14 protein-coding genes and 2 pseudogenes are annotated in these 17,755 nt (G+C 72.6%); 7 read left to right on the forward strand and 9 right to left on the reverse strand.

Annotation, left to right across the window (positions count from 1 at the left end; genetic code table 11):
* Positions 1-2 precede the first annotated feature (2 nt).
* Positions 3-770, forward strand: a complete 768-nt coding sequence (locus ACFV4F_RS03835) for a 3-oxoacyl-ACP reductase (protein WP_030557237.1) — start codon at positions 3-5, stop codon at positions 768-770.
* Between the two features lie 61 nt (positions 771-831).
* Here the strand turns inward: ACFV4F_RS03835 and ACFV4F_RS03840 are convergent, their stop codons facing one another.
* From ACFV4F_RS03840 to ACFV4F_RS03875, 8 genes are all read right to left on the reverse strand, one after another.
* Positions 832-2,196, reverse strand: coding sequence for a carotenoid oxygenase family protein (locus ACFV4F_RS03840; protein WP_380500316.1), 1,365 nt, complete (start codon positions 2,194-2,196; stop codon positions 832-834).
* Between the two features lie 53 nt (positions 2,197-2,249).
* Positions 2,250-2,690: an SRPBCC family protein gene (locus tag ACFV4F_RS03845; protein ID WP_380500317.1), complete on the reverse strand. Its 441-nt coding sequence runs from the start codon at positions 2,688-2,690 to the stop codon at positions 2,250-2,252.
* Positions 2,691-2,723: 33 nt separating this feature from the next.
* Positions 2,724-4,211: an MFS transporter gene (locus tag ACFV4F_RS03850; protein WP_380500318.1), complete on the reverse strand. Its 1,488-nt coding sequence runs from the start codon at positions 4,209-4,211 to the stop codon at positions 2,724-2,726.
* Positions 4,212-4,311: 100 nt separating this feature from the next.
* Positions 4,312-5,751 carry a lyase family protein gene (locus ACFV4F_RS03855; protein WP_380500319.1) on the reverse strand — a complete coding sequence of 480 codons (1,440 nt, stop codon included), beginning with the start codon at positions 5,749-5,751 and terminating at the stop codon, positions 4,312-4,314.
* On the reverse strand, positions 5,748-6,962 hold the full coding sequence (locus ACFV4F_RS03860) for an MFS transporter (protein ID WP_380500320.1): 1,215 nt from the start codon (positions 6,960-6,962) through the stop codon (positions 5,748-5,750). The genes ACFV4F_RS03855 and ACFV4F_RS03860 overlap by 4 nt, the downstream gene beginning before the upstream one ends.
* Positions 6,962-7,591 carry a GNAT family N-acetyltransferase gene (locus ACFV4F_RS03865; RefSeq protein WP_380437691.1) on the reverse strand — a complete coding sequence of 210 codons (630 nt, stop codon included), beginning with the start codon at positions 7,589-7,591 and terminating at the stop codon, positions 6,962-6,964. Before ACFV4F_RS03865 ends, ACFV4F_RS03860 begins: the two co-directional genes overlap by 1 nt.
* 37 nt (positions 7,592-7,628) lie before the next feature.
* Positions 7,629-9,368, reverse strand: coding sequence for an FAD/NAD(P)-binding protein (locus ACFV4F_RS03870; protein ID WP_380500321.1), 1,740 nt, complete (start codon positions 9,366-9,368; stop codon positions 7,629-7,631).
* 415 nt (positions 9,369-9,783) lie between these two features.
* Positions 9,784-10,548, reverse strand: coding sequence for a VOC family protein (locus ACFV4F_RS03875; protein ID WP_380437689.1), 765 nt, complete (start codon positions 10,546-10,548; stop codon positions 9,784-9,786).
* 289 nt (positions 10,549-10,837) lie between these two features.
* Between ACFV4F_RS03875 and ACFV4F_RS03880 the strand changes: the two are divergent.
* The 5 genes and pseudogenes from ACFV4F_RS03880 to ACFV4F_RS03900 form a co-directional block, all read left to right on the forward strand.
* Positions 10,838-11,368: pseudogene (locus ACFV4F_RS03880) on the forward strand (carbohydrate binding domain-containing protein); the annotation flags it as partial.
* Positions 11,369-11,590: 222 nt separating this feature from the next.
* Positions 11,591-12,544, forward strand: a pseudogene (locus tag ACFV4F_RS03885) (chitinase); the annotation flags it as partial.
* Between the two features lie 160 nt (positions 12,545-12,704).
* The gene (locus ACFV4F_RS03890) at positions 12,705-13,382 is read left to right on the forward strand and encodes a TetR/AcrR family transcriptional regulator (RefSeq protein WP_380500322.1); all 678 of its coding nucleotides are present in this window, start codon (positions 12,705-12,707) and stop codon (positions 13,380-13,382) included.
* Positions 13,383-13,529: 147 nt separating this feature from the next.
* On the forward strand, positions 13,530-15,146 hold the full coding sequence (locus ACFV4F_RS03895; RefSeq protein WP_380500323.1) for a cytochrome bc complex cytochrome b subunit: 1,617 nt from the start codon (positions 13,530-13,532) through the stop codon (positions 15,144-15,146).
* Positions 15,147-15,189: 43 nt separating this feature from the next.
* On the forward strand, positions 15,190-15,630 hold the full coding sequence (locus tag ACFV4F_RS03900; RefSeq protein ID WP_380500324.1) for a PPOX class F420-dependent oxidoreductase: 441 nt from the start codon (positions 15,190-15,192) through the stop codon (positions 15,628-15,630).
* A 9-nt stretch (positions 15,631-15,639) separates the two neighbouring features.
* Here the strand turns inward: ACFV4F_RS03900 and ACFV4F_RS03905 are convergent, their stop codons facing one another.
* The gene (locus ACFV4F_RS03905) at positions 15,640-16,143 is read right to left on the reverse strand and encodes a metallophosphoesterase family protein (protein WP_380448451.1); all 504 of its coding nucleotides are present in this window, start codon (positions 16,141-16,143) and stop codon (positions 15,640-15,642) included.
* 238 nt (positions 16,144-16,381) lie between these two features.
* On the opposite strand from ACFV4F_RS03905, the gene ACFV4F_RS03910 reads away from it, so the two are divergent.
* Positions 16,382-17,617, forward strand: coding sequence for a PucR family transcriptional regulator (locus ACFV4F_RS03910; protein WP_380500325.1), 1,236 nt, complete (start codon positions 16,382-16,384; stop codon positions 17,615-17,617).
* Positions 17,618-17,755: the final 138 nt, after the last annotated feature.

The following is a 17,755-nucleotide window of genomic DNA, read 5'->3' on the forward strand; positions in this document are numbered from 1 at the left end:
GCATGACCCAGCGACTCGACGGCCGCGTGGCCGTCATCACCGGCGCCGGCAGCGGCATCGGCCTGGCGACCGCCCGCCGCTTCGCCGCCGAGGGCGCGAAGGTGGTCTGCGTCGACCTCGACCCCGAGACCGGCGCCAAGGCCGCCAACGAGGTCGGCGGCCTGTTCATCCAGGCCGACGTCACCGACGAGGCCGCGGTGCGCGACCTCTTCCAGCGGGCCGTCGACGAGTACGGCCGCCTCGACATCACCTTCAACAACGCGGGCATCTCCCCGCCGGACGACGACTCCATCCTCACCACCGGCCTGGAGGCCTGGAAGCGCGTCCAGGAGGTCAACCTCACCAGCGTCTACCTGTGCTGCAAGTACGCGATCCCGCACATGCAGCGCCAGGGCAAGGGCTCGATCATCAACACGGCGTCGTTCGTCGCCGTGATGGGCGCGGCCACCTCGCAGATCTCCTACAGCGCCTCCAAGGGCGGCGTGCTGGCCATGTCCCGCGAGCTGGGCGTGCAGTTCGCCCGCGAGGGCATCCGCGTCAACGCCCTGTGCCCCGGGCCGGTGAACACCCCGCTGCTCCAGGAGCTCTTCGCCAAGGACCCGGAGCGGGCCGCCCGCCGCCTGGTCCACATCCCGCTGGGCCGCTTCGCCGAGCCCGAGGAGATCGCCGCCGCGGTGGCCTTCCTCGCCTCTGACGACTCCTCCTTCATGACCGCCAACACCTTCCTCGTCGACGGTGGCATCTCCGGCGCGTACGTGACGCCGCAGTAGCCCCGCCGACACCGCCGGCGCGCCCGCCCCCTGCCGTGGGGGAGGGCGCGCCGGCGGCGTTTCAGGCGTCCGAGCCGTCGAGGGCGGTGTCGGGGATCCAGGAGCCGTGGATGCCCGCGGTCACCCGGCGGGGGAGGTGGACGGCGGCGACCCGGTCCAGGCCGGCCGCGTCGAGGACGAGGAGTTGCGAGGCGTCCTGCTTGAGGTCGGAGACGACGGTGAGCAGGTAGCCGTCGTCCTCGTGGACGGCGCCGGCCGCGGGGACGAAGACGGCCTCGCTGGGCAGGCGGGCGTCGCCGACCCGGTGGATGCGGCGGGCGCCGGTGGTGCGGTCGTACTTGACCACGCCGTAGCCGCCGTAGCCCTTCTCGTCGGGGAAGGAGACGGCGTACTGGTAGCGGTTCTCGACCCCGAGGTAGTCCTCGTTGAGGGTCGGGAACTCCACCGGGAGGTCGTCGACGATCCGCTCGTCGACGCTGCCCGCCGCCAGGTCGATCACCCAACGGCGGGTGTAGGAGCGGGCGTTGGGCTCGGTGCCGCGCCCGGGGGCGCCGACCCACCAGTTCCAGGAGAGCCGGAAGCCCTCGCGGTCGACGGTCGGGCCCTCCAGGACGATGCGGCCCTGGCCGTCCTCGTAGGCGTTGGCGACGTGCAGCATGTTGCCCGGCTCGATGGAGAACCAGCGGATGTGCCGCGTGCCGTCCTCCCCGCGCGGCATGACGCCGATCCGGGCGGGCTGGGTGTCGCTCCAGCCGTAGGGGATGCCGGAATGCTCGTCCGGGTCGAAGGTGACGTTGCCCTCGATGAAGACCACGTGCCGGCGGGTGACGGCGAAGTCGTGCTTGAGCGAGGCGGTCGCGCCCGGGATCTCGGTGCTGCGGACGATCCGGCCCTTGGCATCGGCGACGTGGTAGACGAGGAAGGGCGGGAACGGCGAGGACCCGAAGAAGTGGAGCTCGCCCGTCACCGGGTCCTGCTTGGGGTGGGCCGTCATCGCGGTGCGCAGCTTGCCGTCGAAGTCGAAGGCGCCGACCGTCTCCAGCTCCCGGGTGAGCTCGAAGGGCAGGTTCGCCTCGCACAGGGCGAGCAGCCGGCCGGCGTGCTCGATGACGTGCGTGCCGGCGGTGCTGGCGGCCAGGTCGGGGCCGTGCTCGGTCAGGTACGGGGCGCCGTCGAGCGCGGGGGTGCGGACCCAGCGGTTGCGGTACCACTCGGCGCGGCCCTCGCGCAGGCGGACGCCGTGGACCATGCCGCTGCCCTTGAACCAGTGGGCGGGGGTGACGCCGGGCTTGGGGTTGTGGCTGTTGCGCAGCAGCCGGCCGGTCAGCTCGGGGGGCAGGGCGCCCTCGACGGTGAGTTCGGTGGCGGTGATCTCGTCGGCGACGGGGGTGTAGTGGCCGAGCAGGTAGGGCTTGTCGGTGGTCATGGAAGGGGCCTTTCTCGTCAGGGTGTGGTGCGTTGTCAGGGTGTGCGGCGTTGTCAGGCGGACTGCTCGGCGCGGGCCTTGAGGCGGGAGAGCCAGTCCACGAGGGAGTCGTGGAGGGCGTTGCGGAGCTGGTCGGCGGCGGCCTCGACCGGGGCGCCGCCCCAGGACTCCTCGGTGCGGACGGTGACGTGGTCGCCGTCCTGCTCGAACGTCCAGACATGGATGCCGTCGATGCCGTTCGCGGGACCGCCCCACACGATCCTTTCGCCGGGGGTGAGTTCGAGGACGGTGGAGGTGATGTCCAGGCCGTGGGTCCGCCAGCGGAAGGTGCTGCCGGGCGCCAGCGGGCCGTCGGGTGCGGCCCGGTCGACGTCCGCGTTCCAGGCGGGCCAGGCCGCGATGTCGGTGTGGACGTCCCAGACCGTCGCGAGCGGGGCGTCGATCGTGGTGCTCAGGCGGACGATGACGGGGGCGGTCTCGTCGATGGTGGCCATGGGTGGGCTTCCTTCCTCGATGACGGGTGTTGTTCAGTAGGGACGGGAGGTTCGCAGGGTGCGCGGTTCGGCGGCCGGACGTGCGGGCTCGACGGCGATGCGCGGTCCGGTGCAGCGGGCGAGGAGCAGCGCGAGGACGGCCGTCGCGGCCAGGACGGCGGCCGAGACCGTGAAGGCGGCCCGGTAGCCGGCCGTGAGGGCTTCCAGGTGCGGGGCGTGGGCGGAGGCGCGGCCGGTGACGGAGCCGGCGAGGGTGGCCAGGGCGGCGAGGCCGATCGCGCCGCCGACCTGGCGGGTGGTGTTCACCAACCCACCGGCCAGGCCCGCGTCCTGCGGCGGGAGGCCGTCCACGGCGAACGCGGTGAGCTGGACGAAGGCGACGCTCAGGCCGAGGCCGACCAGGACGCTCGGCGCGAGGACGTCGGCGAGGTAGCTCCCGTCGGCGCTGATCCGGGATAGCCAGAGCAGGCCCGTGGCTTCGGTGAGGAGGGCCGCGGTCACGGTCGCGGTGGCGCCGATCCGCCGGGAGATGCGCGGGGCGAGCGTGGAGCCGAGCATGTTGGCGGCGGCGAGCGGGAGTTGGCCCGCGCCGGTGGCCAGGGGGCCGGAGCCGAGGACCTGCTGCTGGTAGAGCGGCAGGAAGAAGAAGAGGGCGATCCAGACGGACCCGAGCAGGGCCATCAGCAGGTTGCCCGCGGCGACGCGGCCGGTGGCGAACAGGCGCGGCGGGATCAGCGCGTTCGGGCGGCGCGGCTCGATGACGGCGAAGACGGCGAGCAGCGCGGCGGCGGAGCCGAGGGCGGCCAGCACCCGGCCGTCCGTCCAGCCGGCGCCCCGCGCGGTGGTGAGTCCCCAGACCAGGCAGGTCAGGGCGAGGGTGACGGTGGTCGTGCCAAGCAGGTCGAACGCGCCGCCGCCGCGGCCGGCGGCGCGGGGGAGGAGGGCCGCGACGGCGACGAGGACGAGCACCGTCCCGAGCGCGACGGCGTGGAAGATCCACGGCCAGCCCCACGCCTGGGTGAGCGCACCGCCCAGCAGCACGCCGCCCGCCCCGCCCGCGCCGGAGACGGCGCCCCAGACCCCCAGCGCCCGGCCGCGTGCGGGCCCGGGCGGGTACAGGTCCATGGCCAGGGCGAGCGCGGCCGGGGCGATGGCGGCGGCGCCCAGGCCCTGGACGACGCGTGCCGCGATCAGCACGCCGGGGGAGGTGGCCAGGCCCGCTGCCAGGGAGGCGCCCGCGAACAGCGCGAGTCCGGCGGTCAGCACCCGGCGGCGGCCGAACAGATCGGCCGCCCGTCCGCCCGCCAGGAGGAGCGCGCCGAACGCCAGGCCGTAGGCGTTGACCACCCACGTGGTGCCGCCGTCCGACAGGCCGACCCCGGCGCGGATCTGCGGCAGCGCGACGTTCACGATCGAGGTCGCGACCATGACGGTGAACTGCGCGGCGGCGAGCACCGTGAGCACGGCCGCCGGCCGGGGGCCGGGCGTCGGCGGCCCCGGCTGAGTGCGGTGGAGGTTCATGCCGCACAGACTCGTGCGGGCCGCTGTCCACTATCCAGGCCCGGCAGGAGCGGCGACTGTCCACTCCTGTCCGGGCCTGTCCGGTCGGGTCGGCGGCCGGTTACCCGGCCAGTTCGCCGAAGCTCGCCTCCAGTGCGGCCTCCGCCGAGCTCAGGCGGCCGGCCACCGCGTCGAGCCACGACGCGTCGGCCCGCACCGCCTCCTGGGCCTCCGCGAGCATCCGCCGGAACTCGGCCGGCTGCGGGCCGCCGAGCCCCCGGTAGGACGCGACCATGTCCACCGGGTCCAGCGCGGCACGGAACTGCGCCTCGGTCAACGGGAGTTCGCCGTCGACGCCGTCGAACTCCACCGCGATCTCCCGGTAGAGCCGCCGCGCCTCGGCGAAGTCGAGCCGCTCCACCGTCAGCCCGCCGCCGCGCCCGTACGTGACGAGGGCGGAGGCGAACCGGTGGCCGATGTGGAACGGGACGTCGCAGTCGCGCTGCAGGACGTTCGCCAGCTCCGAGGTCGTCGAGTAGTCGGACCGCACCTCGGCGAGCGCGGCCTCCTCGTCCAGCCGCATGCCGCCCACGATGGCGTGCACCTCCCCGAGCAGGGCGAGCGTGCGGTCGAGGGTCCGCTGTGCCTCGGCCCGCTTGTAGTCGGTGAGGCCCGAGCACACGTTGTGCGCGGCGAGTGCCGTCGAGACGCCGTCGCCGATCACCTCGCTGGCCAGCAGCCGGGCCCGGTTGAGCGCGACGGGGTTGCGCTTCTGGGGCATCAGGGTGCTTGGGCTGAGGAGGTCGGTGTTGTCCAGGGTGATCCACGGCCGCGAGTGGTGGTACTGCGCGTGCACGTCCTGGACGAAGGTGCCGAGGGACAGCGCCAGCGTCATGGCGTTCGCCGCCACCTCGAACCCGATGTCGATCGGCGAGAGCTGGGCCGCGTCGAAGGAGTTCTGCACGGGCTCGTCGAAGCCGAGCAGTTCGGCCAGCCGCACCCGGTTGACGGGGAAGCTCGACGTCGCGAGGGCCGCCGCCCCGAGCGGGCACCGGTTGACGCGCGGATAGGCCTCGGCCAGGCGCAGGGCCGAGCGCCGGAGGGTCGCCTCGTAGCCGAGGAGGAGGTGTCCGAAGGTGGTCGGCTGGGCCTGGACGCCGTTGGTGTACGCGGGCACGATCGCCGTCCCGTACCGCTCGGCGAGCGCGAGCAGTCCGGTGCGCAGCTCGCCGAGTGCGCGGTGGACGAGGACGAGGCGGTCGCGCAGGAGCAGCCGGTAGACGGTGGGCAGCATGTCCTGACGGCTGCGCCCGGAGTGGATGCGGGAGCTGTCCGGCCCCACCAGGTTGCGGACCAGTGGCTCGACCTGCAGGTAGTCGGTCGGCCGGTCGGCCCCGGGTGCCTCGGCGTCGGAGACGACCTTGGCGATCGCGGCCGCCGTCCGGGCGCCGACCTCGCGCGGTGCGATGCCCTCCTCGACGGTCATCACCGTCGAGGCCTTGTCCAGCCGGCAGAGCCAGAAGAACGTGTCCCGGCTGTTCAGGTCGGTCGTGTCGGTCATGAAACGGGTTCCTCGATTCGATGGGGTCGGCCGGCCCCGGCCGACCAGGCGGCGAGCGCCACCAGGACGCTGACGCCGACCACGGCGGCCAGCAGGCCGACGGTCGCGCCCCAGCCGGCGGCGGTGTAGAGCGGGGACGGTGCGACGGCGCCGATGCTGCCGCCGGCGTAGTAGGAGGTCAGGTACAGCCCGACGGCGCTGGACTTGGCGGGCCCGCCGGCCTCGGCGGCGTAGCCGATGGCGCAGGCCTGGCCGGAGAAGACCCCGGTGGACGACGCCGCCAGGCCGACGATCACGGCGGGGGTGGACGGGACGAGGGTGAGGCCGAGACCGGCCAGGGAGACGACGCTGACCAGGACGAAGGTCCTGAGCCTGCCGATGCGGCCGATCAGGCGGCCGGTGAGCGGCGTGACGACCACCGCGACCAGGAAGACGGCGAACACCGCGCCGATCTCGAAGCTGCTCAGCTCGAACGGCGGGGCTTCCAGGACCATCCCCGCGTAGGTGAAGGATCCGACCTGGAGGAACAGGATCGCCGCCCCGATGAAGCAGGTGCCGAGCAGCCGCGCGTTGCCGAAGTGCCGCCCGATGCCCTGCAGGCTGGCCAGCAGCGACTCCGAGCGCCGGAACCGCCGCTCCCTGGGCAGCCAGGCCGCCGTCACCGCCAGGGTGACGAGCAGCACGAGGGCCATCGCGACGAAGGACGACCGCCAGCCGAAGTGCGTGGCCGCCGCGCCCGAGAGGAAGCGCCCGCAGAACCCGCCGAACGCCGTGCCGGAGACGTACAGGGCGTTCGCCCCCTGCGCCGCCGCGCCGGTGCACTCCTCCGCGACGTACGAGACGGCGACCGCGAACACGAACGGGATGAACAGGCCCTGGGTGAAGCGGCACACCAGCATCGCGGTGAAGTCCCGGGCCAGCGCGCAGGCGAGGGTGGCGGCGAGCGACGCGCCGATCGCCGCCACCATCACCCGCTTGCGGCCCAGGAAGTCGGAGACGGAGCCGGCGAAGGGGGCCATCACCGCGACGCCCAGCGTCGTCGCGGTGATGGTCCAGGCGGCCTGCCCGACGGGCACGTTGAGGTCCGGGGCGAGCTCGGGCAGCAGCGGCTGGGTGGAGTAGATGTTGAGCAGCGCGCACAGGCCGAGCAGGAAGACGGCCGTCCGGGCCTTCAGGGCCAGTGGCCCGGCGGCGTCGGGATCAGTCGGCACTACGCGGACTCGGAGGCGGACCCGGCGCGGGCGAGCAGCCAGGTCAAGTGCCGCTGCACGGCGGGCCATTCGCCGTTGATGACGCTGTAGTAGCAGGTGTCCCGCAGGGTCCCGTCCGGCAGGATGAGGTGGTTGCGCCAGACGCCCTCCAGCTTCGCCCCGAGCCGCTCGATCGCGCGTCGGCTGGGCTGGTTGAAGAAGGCGGTCCGGAAGCCGACCGCGATGCAGTCCTGCTGCTCGAACGCGTGCCGGAGCAGCAGCAGCTTCGCCTCGGTGTTGAGCGAGGTGCGCTGCACGCTCCCGCGGTACCAGGTGTGCCCGATCTCCAGCCGGCGGTTGGCGGCGTCGACGTTCATGTAGGCGGTCATGCCCGCGATCCGGCCCTGGGCGTCGAGCACGGTGAAGGGCACCATCCGCCCCTCCTCGGCGAGCCCGAGGCGCCACTCGATCTCCTGCCGCATGCCGTCGGGGGAGGGCACGGCGGCGAACCAGGTGTCCCACACCTTGCCGTCCTCGACGGCGTCGACGAGCTCGGCCTCGTGGCCGGCTTCGAGCGGGACCAGCGTCACGTGGTCGCCCTTGACCGTGAACGGCGTTATCCAGGGGGCTCGTTGCTGGGTGGTGGTCATCGTCGTCTCCAAGGGTCTTGAGGAAGGGTCCCGGCCGTCAGGCCTGCTGCGGGGACCGCTGCGGCGCGAGCAGGTGGTCGACCATGGCCTGGACGGCCGCGGCGGCGTCCGCGGTGATCCGGGAGTCGACGCCGGGGGCCGGCAGCATGTTGGTGAAGTAGTGCGCGCCTTCGGTGATGTGGCCGAGCGCGCAGATGTTCGGCACGACCGAGCCCTCCGCGTCGATCAGCCGTCCGGCGGTGTCGACGTCGAAGCCGCCCGGCCGGAACCAGCCGTTCGCGAAGGGACGGGCGTGGCCGGCCGACAGCAGCGACCGCGTCAGCGGCGAGGCGTCGTGCTCGGGCAGGAACGGGTCGACGCTCGCCCCGACGAGCACGTCGAAGCGGGTGGGCGGTGAGGACTGCAGGGCGCTGTCGAGGACGAACTCGGCGCTCTCCGGATCGAGTCGGGCCGTCGCCCCGGGGCCCGCGCCGAGGTGCAGGACCCCGGCGGCGAACAGGGCGCGCCACTCGCGCGACCTGGAGGCGGGCGGCCCGGCCGCCACGGCGTTCAGCATCGGGGCGTACACCTGGCAGAACCGCTGGTGCGAGGCCGGGGTCAGCCCCCGGTGCTCGACGGCCAGCCGGAGCTCGTCGCGCAGGTCGCGCAGGGCGTCGGCGGCGGCCTTGACCGGGTTCTTCAGGTTCCCTTCGGCGGCGCGGCGCTCGTCCGTCGCGAGGAAGTCGACGAGGTCCGACTGGTACGCGCCGAGCGTTCTGGGCGGGCCCGGCTCGGGGCGGCGGAGCAGGGAGTCGACCTCCGGGAGGTCCGCCGGTCCTCCCACGGCTTCGGCGGCCGCTCGCAGTTCGGCCCGCAGCAGGGGGAGCAGGTGGCTCTCGAAGTCGAGCTGACCGTGGGTCCGGCGCAGGTTCCGCAGCTCGTCCGCCCTCAGGACCGAGGGCCGGTGCGCGTCCGCCGGGGTCTTCTGGTTGACGGCCCGGGGAGAGAAGACCCGGCCACTGCGCGAGTAGACGTGGATCCGGGGTTCGTCGCCGCTCGGACGGTAGACGGGCTCCCCGTCCGCCCCCGTGACGAACCGTCCGCCGCGGCCGACGGTCAGACTGGCGACCGCGTCGATCGCCGACAGCCCCATGCCGCGCACCGCGACGCGCGCGCCGGCTTCGATGGTGTCGAGTTTCTGCAGCGGGTAGCAGTTGCGGACGTACCGCAACCGGGGGTTGGCCCGGTGGTGGTCGGCGACGAACTGCTGGACCGCCTGGTCCTCCTCCGTCGGGTGGTTCGTCCCGTGGCCGGTGGTGAGGAAGACGAAGTCCGCGGCGACGATCGCGCCGTCCGACAGGTTGAGGACCCAGGACCGGTCCCGCAGGGCCCGCAGCGTGTGCGCGGTCGCCCGGTGCTCGTGGACTCTGATCGTGTCGGGCGCCTGTCGGCGCAGGAGCCGGTAGGAGTGGGCCAGGTAGCGGCCGAGGACGCCGCGCGACAGGTAGGTGTTCTCGGGGACGCCGGCCCATTCGGCCAGGCCGGGGCCGGAGACCGGCTGCCCGGGAGCGCTGGAGTCACCGGTGCGGAACACCGTGACCTGGCCGGCGATGGTGTTCATGAGCAGGTGGTTCGGCTGGCTCGGGTAATGAGTCCCTGAACCCGGGTGATTCGGGTCGATCAGATGGATCGACAGGCTTTCCCAGGGGATCTGTGGTATTCCGCAGATCCGCTCCAGAATGCTGAGTCCGCGCGGGCCGCCGCCCACGATGGCAATGGAGACGTGCTTTGAAGTCACAGTAACCCCAGGGTTAAGAAGTGGTCATTGCGCGGGGGCTGTTGAGGTCTGACCTGGCAGTTGGCGTGGCGGGAGAGGGATTGAAGCGTCATGGCGACGAACTCCAGGTGATTTTCGGTGACTTCCGTGCAGCGGTGCGGGCACGGGCGGGCCGGCCTCGAATGGCCGTCGGACGGGCGGAGCGCGTCCCCTCAATGCTCAACGGGTCGCGCACGAAGTCCGGTTCAACGGAATTTATTCAACCGGAGCGCCGTCCTGACGGCAAGTGAGGAAAATGTGCCCTTGGGGCCGATGATTTGTGAACGTACGACCGGCGTCGTCGAAGCGCGGCCGCAACGGCTGCGGGAACGCGCAGGCCCCGGCTGTCCGACAGCCGGGGCCTGCACGGGGTGGTTCGACAGCCGCAGCGGCGTGGTCAGCCGCCGGTGCGGGGCGCGAAGACGCCGAAGGCGGCGCCCTGCGGGTCGCGGATCACCGCGATCCTCGGGCCGTTCTCCATCTCCACGTCGACGGGCCCGTGCAGGACTTCGGCCCCGAGGCGGCCCGCCGTCGCCGCGGACGCGTCCACGTCGGCGACGAGGAAGTGCGGGATCCAGTGGGACGGGATCTCGGGCGGGAACTGGTCGCCCATCTCCATCACCCCGCCGAACATCTCGCCGGCCAGTCCGACCATCGGGTAGACGTCGTTCGGCCAGACCTGCCAGTCGAAGGCGGACTTGTAGAAGTCCACGGCGGCGTTGCGGTCCCTGGTGGACAGGTCCGCCCAGCCGAAGGCGTTCGGCTCGTTCACCACGCCGAAGCCCTGGAAGGCCCGGGCCCGCCAGACCGCGAACGGGGCGCCGGTCGGGTCGCTGAGCAGTGCCCAGCGGCCGAGGTCGCCGATCTCCATCGGGCCCATCCACACCTGGGCGCCCGCGGCCTTGGCGGTCTCGCAGGTGGCGTCGGTGTCGGTGGTGGCGAACGACAGCAGCCACATCACCGGCTGCTGGGGGTTCATCAGCGGGGCGGCGCCCGCGGCGGGGGAGCCGTCGAGGGAGAAGGTCGTGTAGCCGCCGTACTGGGGGTCCGGGTCGGTCTCGGCGGTCCAGCCGAACAGTTCCCCGTAGAACCGCTTGGCGCCGTCCATGTCCGTGACGCTCAGCTGTGCCCAGCAGGGGGAGCCGGGGATGATCTCGGTCACCTTCAACGCGGGAGCCTTTCGAGTCGGGGTCGGGGCAGATCGACCATATCGGGTCATTCCTCGGATAGCGGGCAGCCGACCGCGAAGTCCCGGGATCATTCGGCCGGTGTCCGGGGCGTGTTCGGCCGGACCGCTCCGCAAGTGGTCCAGACCTATTGACGGGCCTTGCCGCCCCTCCTACGATCCGGACCGGCACAGCCCCACATGTCCCCCCACCTCACCCAGAGCCGGGCGTCACACCCCCACGCGTCGGTCATGTCCATGACGCTCGGCGGGAAGGGAGCACCGCATGTTCCATCGGAGGCCGCACGGCCCACGCCCGCAGCGCGCGGTCGTGGCACGCGCACCGCAGGTGAACCGCACGAGCCGCGTCGAGCACGGGCCGACCCTCCTGAGGCGGTCCCTCGCCGGGGTGAGCGCCGCCGCCGTCATCGGCGCCGGCCTCGCCGCGGTCGGCTCCGTCACCGCCGGGGCCGCCACGACCAACCTGGTGGCCAACCCCGGCTTCGAGAACGGCCTCTCCGGCTGGACCTGCACCGGCGGCTCCGGGGCGACCGTCGGCAGCCCGGTCCACTCCGGCGCCGCGGCGCTCCAAGCCACGCCGACCGGCCAGGACACCGCCCAGTGCAGCCAGACCGTCAGCGTGCAGCCCAACTCCCAGTACACGCTGAGTGCCTACGTCCAGGGCAGCTACGTCTACCTGGGCGCCACCGGCACCGGCGGCAGCGACCCGTCCACCTGGACACCGGGCAACGCGTCGTACGGCCAGCTCAGCGTCGGCTTCACGACCGGGCCCGGAACCACCTCGGTGACGGTCTACCTGCACGGCTGGTACGGGCAGCCCGCGTACTACGCGGACGACGTGTCGCTCACCGGCCCCGGCGGCAGCAGCCCGTCGCCCACCGCCACGACGCCGACCAGCGCGCCGCCCACGTCCGCGCCGCCCACCACCGCGCCGCCGACCACCCCGCCGCCCACGAGCACGCCGCCCACGAGCGCCCCGCCCACGAGCACGCCGCCCACCACCCCGCCGCCCGGCGACACCTGCCCGACGAAGCCCAAGCCGTCCGGCAAGGTCCTCCAGGGCTACTGGGAGAACTGGGACGGCGCCGCGAACGGCGTCCACCCCGGCATGGGCTGGGTGCCCATCACCGACAGCCGGATCGCCGCCCACGGCTACAACGTCATCAACGCGGCCTTCCCGGTGATCCTCTCGGACGGCACCGTCCAGTGGCAGGACGGCATGGACACCAACGTCAAGGTCGCGACCCCCGCCGAGATGTGCCAGGCCAAGGCGGCCGGGGCGACGATCCTGATGTCCATCGGCGGCGCGGCCGCGGGCATCGACCTGAGCTCCAGCACCGTCGCCGACCGCTTCGTGGCGACCGTCGTCCCGATCCTGAAGAAGTACAACTTCGACGGGATCGACATCGACATCGAGACCGGCCTGTCCGGCGGCGGCGACATCAACACGCTCTCCGCCTCCCAGGCCAACCTGGAGCGCATCATCGACGGCGTGCTCGCCCAGATGCCCGTCGGCTTCGGCCTGACGATGGCCCCCGAGACCGCGTACGTCACCGGCGGCAGCGTCACCTACGGCTCGATCTGGGGCGCCTACCTGCCGATCGTCAAGAAGTACGCCGACAACGGCCAGTTGTGGTGGCTCAACATGCAGTACTACAACGGCAGCATGTACGGCTGCTCCGGCGACTCCTACCAGGCCGGCACCGTCCAGGGCTTCACCGCCCAGACGACCTGCCTGAACAACGGCCTGACCATCCAGGGCACCACGGTCAAGGTCCCCTACGACAAGCAGGTCCCCGGCCTCCCCGCCCAGCCGGGTGCGGGCGGCGGCTACCTGGACCCGGGCCTCGTCGGCCAGTCCTGGAACGCCTTCGGCGGCTCGCTGAAGGGCCTCATGACGTGGTCCCTCAACTGGGACGGCTCGAAGGGCTGGACCTTCGGCGACAACGTCAAGTCCCTCCAGGGCCGTTGACCCTCCACTGACCCCCGCGCCCCGGGCCACCACGGCCCGGGGTGCGGGGCGCGTCGGTGGCACCCGGGCCGGCGCTGTGGCCCGGTTAGGCTGATGGGCGCCCGTTTCCTCCCGTTGTCCCGCCTTCCGCCCGCCCGCGACGATCACCGAGGCCGCCGTCATGCCTGCCACCCCGAACGACTCTCCCGCCGGCCCGGTGCCGGCCGCCTCCCGCCGCCGGGACGCCGCCCGCAATCGCGAGATCCTGGCCGCCGCCGCCCGCAAGCTGTTCGCCCGGGAGGGTCTGAACGTGCCGCTGGACCGCATTGCCAAGGCCGCGGGCGTCGGCAACGCCACCCTCTACCGGCACTTCCCCACGCGCGAGGCCCTGATCGAGGAGATCTTCGCCGATACGCGCACCGTGTTCGATCAGGCCGCCGCCGACGCCCTTGCGGAGCCGGACGGCTGGCGGGCGCTGCACGGCTACTTCGAGCGGATCTTCACCCTGGTCGCCGGCGACCGCGGCCTCAACGACCTGGTCACCGCGACCGCCCGCGACTCCCGCTTCCTCGCCGAGCTCTCCGAGAGCAACGCCGCGACGGTCGCCACCCTGGTCGCCCGCGCCCAGGAGCAGCACACGGTGCGCAGCGACGTGACCACCATGGACCTGCTGATCCTCATGGGCCCGCTGGTGCGCGCCATGCCCGCCCTGACGGAGCAGCACCCGGACGGCTGGCGCCGGCCGCTCGCCCTCCTGATCGACGCCTTCCGTCCGGCCGGCGCGACGCACGCGCTGCCCGGTGCGCCGGTCGGCTCGGAGCACCTGGAGGACACCTTCTACCGCCTCTGGGAGGCGTGAGGGGCGCCACTCCGTCCGCGGGCGGGGTGGCCGACCGTTGTGATCGTGCCCACCCCGCCTGGAACCGGGGATCACTCCCCGGTTATTGTGGCCTCGGCTTGATGCGGGGAGTTGTCCCCGTTTCACTTTCGACCGAGGTGCGTGGACATGACGCGGAATCAGAGCCCGGGGCGTGGGCAGCGGGCGGCCGACTGGGCGGACGGCCGGCTGGGGATCTACACCCTGGCCAGGGCCAACCTGCGCAAGATCTTCCCGGACCACTGGTCCTTCATGCTGGGCGAGATCTGCCTCTACTCGTTCGTCATCATCATCCTGACGGGCGTGTACCTGACGCTGTTCTTCAAGCCGTCGATGGCCGAGGTCGTCTACAACGGCTCGTACGTGCCCCTCAAGGGCATCGGCATGTCCGAGGCGTACGCGTCGACGGTGAACATCAGCTTCGAGGTGCGCGGCGGTCTGCTGATCCGTCAGATCCACCACTGGGCGGCCCTGGTCTTCGTGGCGGCCATGTTCGTGCACATGATGCGCGTGTTCTTCACCGGCGCGTTCCGCAAGCCGCGTGAGATCAACTGGGTCTTCGGCTTCCTGCTGCTCTTCCTCGGCATGCTGGACGGCTTCTTCGGCTACTCGCTGCCGGACGACCTGCTGTCGGGCACCGGCATCCGCTTCATCGAGGGTGTGCTGCTGGCCGTGCCGGTGGTGGGCACGTACATCCAGATGTTCCTGTTCGGCGGGGAGTTCCCCGGCCACGACATCGTGCCGCGGTTCTTCACGATCCACGTGCTGCTGATCCCGGGCATCATGCTCGGCCTGCTGGTGGCGCACCTGATCCTGGTCTTCTACCACAAGCACACCCAGTGGGCGGGCCCCGGCAGGAACGAGAAGAACGTCGTCGGCATGCCGCTGATGCCGGTCTACATGGCGAAGGCCGGTGGCTTCTTCTTCCTGGTGTTCGGCATCATCGCGCTGATGTCGGCGGTCGCCACGATCAACCCGATCTGGTCGTACGGCCCCTACCGGCCCGACCAGGTGTCCACCGACGCCCAGCCGGACTGGTACATGGGCTTCGCCGAGGGGCTGATCCGCGTCATGCCCGGCTGGGAGGTCGGGCTCTGGGGGCACACCCTCAACCTCGGGGTGCTCATCCCGTTCACGCTCTTCCCGCTGGTCCTGGGCGCGATCGCGGTCTACCCGTTCGTCGAGGGCTGGGTGACGAACGACCGGCGGGAGCACCACCTGCTGGACCGGCCGCGCAACGCGCCCGTCCGCACCGCGCTCGGCGCCGCCTGGATCAGCGTCTACCTGGTGATGCTCGCGGGCGGCGGCAACGACCTGATCGCGACCCACCTGCACCTGTCCCTGAACGCGATCACCTACGCGGTGCGCGTCGGCTTCTTCGTCCTCCCGGTGGCCGTGTTCGTCATCACCAAGCGCTGGTGCCTCGGCCTCCAGCGACGGGACCGGGAGAAGGTGCTGCACGGCCGCGAGACCGGCGTCATCAAGCGCCTGCCGCACGGCGAGTTCGTCGAGGTGCACGCCGGGCTCACGCCCACGGAACTGCACCGGCTCACCGCGCATGAGCAGAACCGGCCGGTCGGGCTGCCGGCCCGGACGGACGAGAACGGCGTGGCCCGCAAGGTCGGCATCCTCACCCGCACCCGGGCCAAGCTCTCCCGCGGCTTCTACGGCGAGGGCAGCCAGATCCCCAAGCCCACCGCCGAGGAGCACCACGAGATCACCAGCGGCCACGGCCACGGCCACTGACCCGGCCCCGGCCCGTCGCGCTAGAGGCCAGAGGGAGGACATCGTGCACGACCGCACCGAGCAGCTCTCCGACAGCAGGTTTCTCCTGCTCACCACCTTCGGTGACGACGGCAGCCGCCTGGAGTCGCAGATCTGGGTGGTCGCCGACGGCCCGGCCCTCGGCATCTGGACCCCCGCCCGATCCGGGGAAGCCGAGCGGATCCGGCGCCACCCCAGGGTGCTGGTCGGCCCCTGCGACGCCCAGGGGCGCCCGACCGGCCGCCGGATCCCGGCCCGGGCGCGGGTCTGCGACGCGGACGCCACCGCGCGCTACCGCACCTCGCTGATCAACAAGTACGGCCTGACGGCGCTGCTCGTGTTGGCCCGCAGCCGCTTCCGGGTCGGACTCGCGGGGACGGTCGGCATCCGCATCACGATCGACGACCTGGAGCGGCGGCTGGTCGGGCCGGAGTGGCAGCTGCCGACGACGTACTGTCCGAACTGAGGCACCGCCTCAGACAGGGCGCGGGACGTCGTGCAGGTGCACCTCGCTCAACCGGCCGTCGCCCACGAGAGCGGTCAGGTACGTCGTCGTGGGCTGCCGCCGCCGGTCCGTCGGGGAGCCGGGGTTGAGCAGCCGCAGGCCGCCCGGGGCGGAGCTGTCCCACGGGATGTGGCTGTGCCCGAAGACCAGCACGTCGGCATCCGGGAACCGGGCCTCGCACCGCTCCTCGCGGCCCTTGGCGGGCCCCGTCTCGTGGACGACGGCGAAGCGCACGCCCTGCAGCTCGACCCGGGCGACCTCGGGCAGCCGCGCGCGCAGCGCGGCCCCGTCGTTGTTGCCGTGGACGGCGACCAGCCGGGCGGAGCGGGCCTCGAAGAGGTCGAGCGTGTCCGTGTCCACCCAGTCGCCGGCGTGGAAGACGACGTCCGCGTCCGCCATGGCGTCGAGGAGCACCGGCGGCAGCCGGCGGGCACGCGTGGGCAGGTGGGTGTCCGAGGTCATCAGGAGTCGCAGCACGGCCTCCAGCATGGCGCACGGATCCCCGGACGCGGCCGAAGCGGCGGTACGCATTGTGACGGGTCATGGCGCCGGCCGGCCCGGAGCGGCACTCGCCGCCTCCGAGAGTGCCGATTTCGTGACCGTGCCACGCGTCACACGGTCCGATGTCCGGCCGCGCGCCTAGCATGCAGGTCGGCCAACTCCCGCCGGTGCGGGGGAGGGTGTGCGTGACGGGCGAGCGGAAGGCGTGGTTGTGACGGATGACAGCGCGTGTGACCCGGCGACCGGGGAGGTCATGGCGGAGGGGCTGCTGGCCGACCTGCCGCGGCTGAAGGCGGAGATAACCGCGCGGTTGCTGGCCGAGCAACCGGTGTACGGGCGGCTGCCCGCCGAGCAGTTGGAGCACGACGTCAGCCGCGTCACCGAGCAGAGCATCCGCGGCATCGCCCAGTCGCTGCGGACGGGCCGGCCGCTGGAGCCGAAGTGGCGGGCCTACCAGCGCGCCTCGGCCGCCCGCCGGGCGGAGGAGGGCGTGCCGATCGAGGCCGTGGTCGACGCCTACTACCTGGGCGCGCAGGTGTGCGTCGACTTCCTGGCCCGCTACCTGCCGCCCGCCGAGGTGGGCATCGCCTACCGGACGCTGCTCACCGGCCTGCGGGTCACCGTCTCCGAGGTCACCGCCGGGTACCTGGAGGAGCGCCAGGCGCAGGCCGGCGAGAGCGACGCGGCCCGGCACACGATGCTGTCGGCGCTGCTCACCGGGACCGACATCCACACCGCGGCCCGCCACAGCGGCACCGCCCTGCCGCCCGCCTACCTGGTGCTCGCGCTGGCGATCGGCACGCACCGCGACGAGCTGCGCGAGGACGTCGACACCGCCGTCGCCGCCCGCCGGAAGATCCGGCGGATCCGCGCCGAACTCGACCGGCGCACCGGCCGACCCGTCCTCGCCCAGCTGACCGCCACCGAGGGCGTCGCCCTGCTGCCCCGCACCGAGCCGGAGGCCGATCACCGCCCCTGGCTGGCCGCCGCGATGGAGGACCTCGGCCGCGCCGCGCGGGCGCCGCTCACCGCCGGGGCCGCGATCTGCGCACCCGACCGGGTGCCGGACGCCGTCCGCCTGGCGACCGAGGTGCGCGACACCGCCGTCGTCTTCCAGCGCCCGCCCGGCGCCTACCTGCTGGACGACCTGCTCATCGAGCACCAGCTCACCCGCCCGGGCGCGGCCCGCGACCACCTCGCCGAGCTGCTCGTCCCGATCGCCGACAAGCCCGACCTGCTGCCGACCCTGCGGCTCTACCTCCAGAGCAACCTCAACCGCCGCGAGGTCGCCGCGCAGCAGCACGTCCACCCGAACACGGTCGACTACCGCATCCGCCGCATCGCCGCCCTGACCGGCCTGAACCCCGCCGAGCACGGCGACCGCATCAAGCTCAGCGCCGCGCTCGCCGCCCTGGACACCCGGCGGCTGGAGCACGCCGCCCTGTGATCCGCCTTGCGACCTGCTCGGTGATCCGACTTGTGATCCGTGACAACTCCCGACCCGGAACTCTGTGTTCGGCACAGGAGTCACCTCGCCGGTGCGCCCCCATCATGGAGGACTACGCGCAGCCCGTCTGCAGAGAAA

Origin of the sequence: Kitasatospora sp. NPDC059722, assembly GCF_042733235.1 — a bacterium.
Classification (GTDB): Bacteria; Actinomycetota; Actinomycetes; order Streptomycetales; family Streptomycetaceae; genus Kitasatospora.

Excerpts from the sequence above, each read along its gene's own strand:
- ACFV4F_RS03890 (WP_380500322.1), top strand. The coding sequence starts at position 12,705 with ATGCCTGCCACCCCGAACGACTCTCCCGCCGGCCCGGTGCCGGCCGCC.
- ACFV4F_RS03855 (WP_380500319.1), bottom strand. The coding sequence starts at position 5,751 with ATGACCGACACGACCGACCTGAACAGCCGGGACACGTTCTTCTGGCTC.
- ACFV4F_RS03835 (WP_030557237.1), top strand. The coding sequence starts at position 3 with ATGACCCAGCGACTCGACGGCCGCGTGGCCGTCATCACCGGCGCCGGC.
- ACFV4F_RS03865 (WP_380437691.1), bottom strand. The coding sequence starts at position 7,591 with ATGACCACCACCCAGCAACGAGCCCCCTGGATAACGCCGTTCACGGTC.
- ACFV4F_RS03840 (WP_380500316.1), bottom strand. The coding sequence starts at position 2,196 with ATGACCACCGACAAGCCCTACCTGCTCGGCCACTACACCCCCGTCGCC.
- ACFV4F_RS03895 (WP_380500323.1), top strand. The coding sequence starts at position 13,530 with ATGACGCGGAATCAGAGCCCGGGGCGTGGGCAGCGGGCGGCCGACTGG.
- ACFV4F_RS03845 (WP_380500317.1), bottom strand. The coding sequence starts at position 2,690 with ATGGCCACCATCGACGAGACCGCCCCCGTCATCGTCCGCCTGAGCACC.
- ACFV4F_RS03850 (WP_380500318.1), bottom strand. The coding sequence starts at position 4,211 with ATGAACCTCCACCGCACTCAGCCGGGGCCGCCGACGCCCGGCCCCCGG.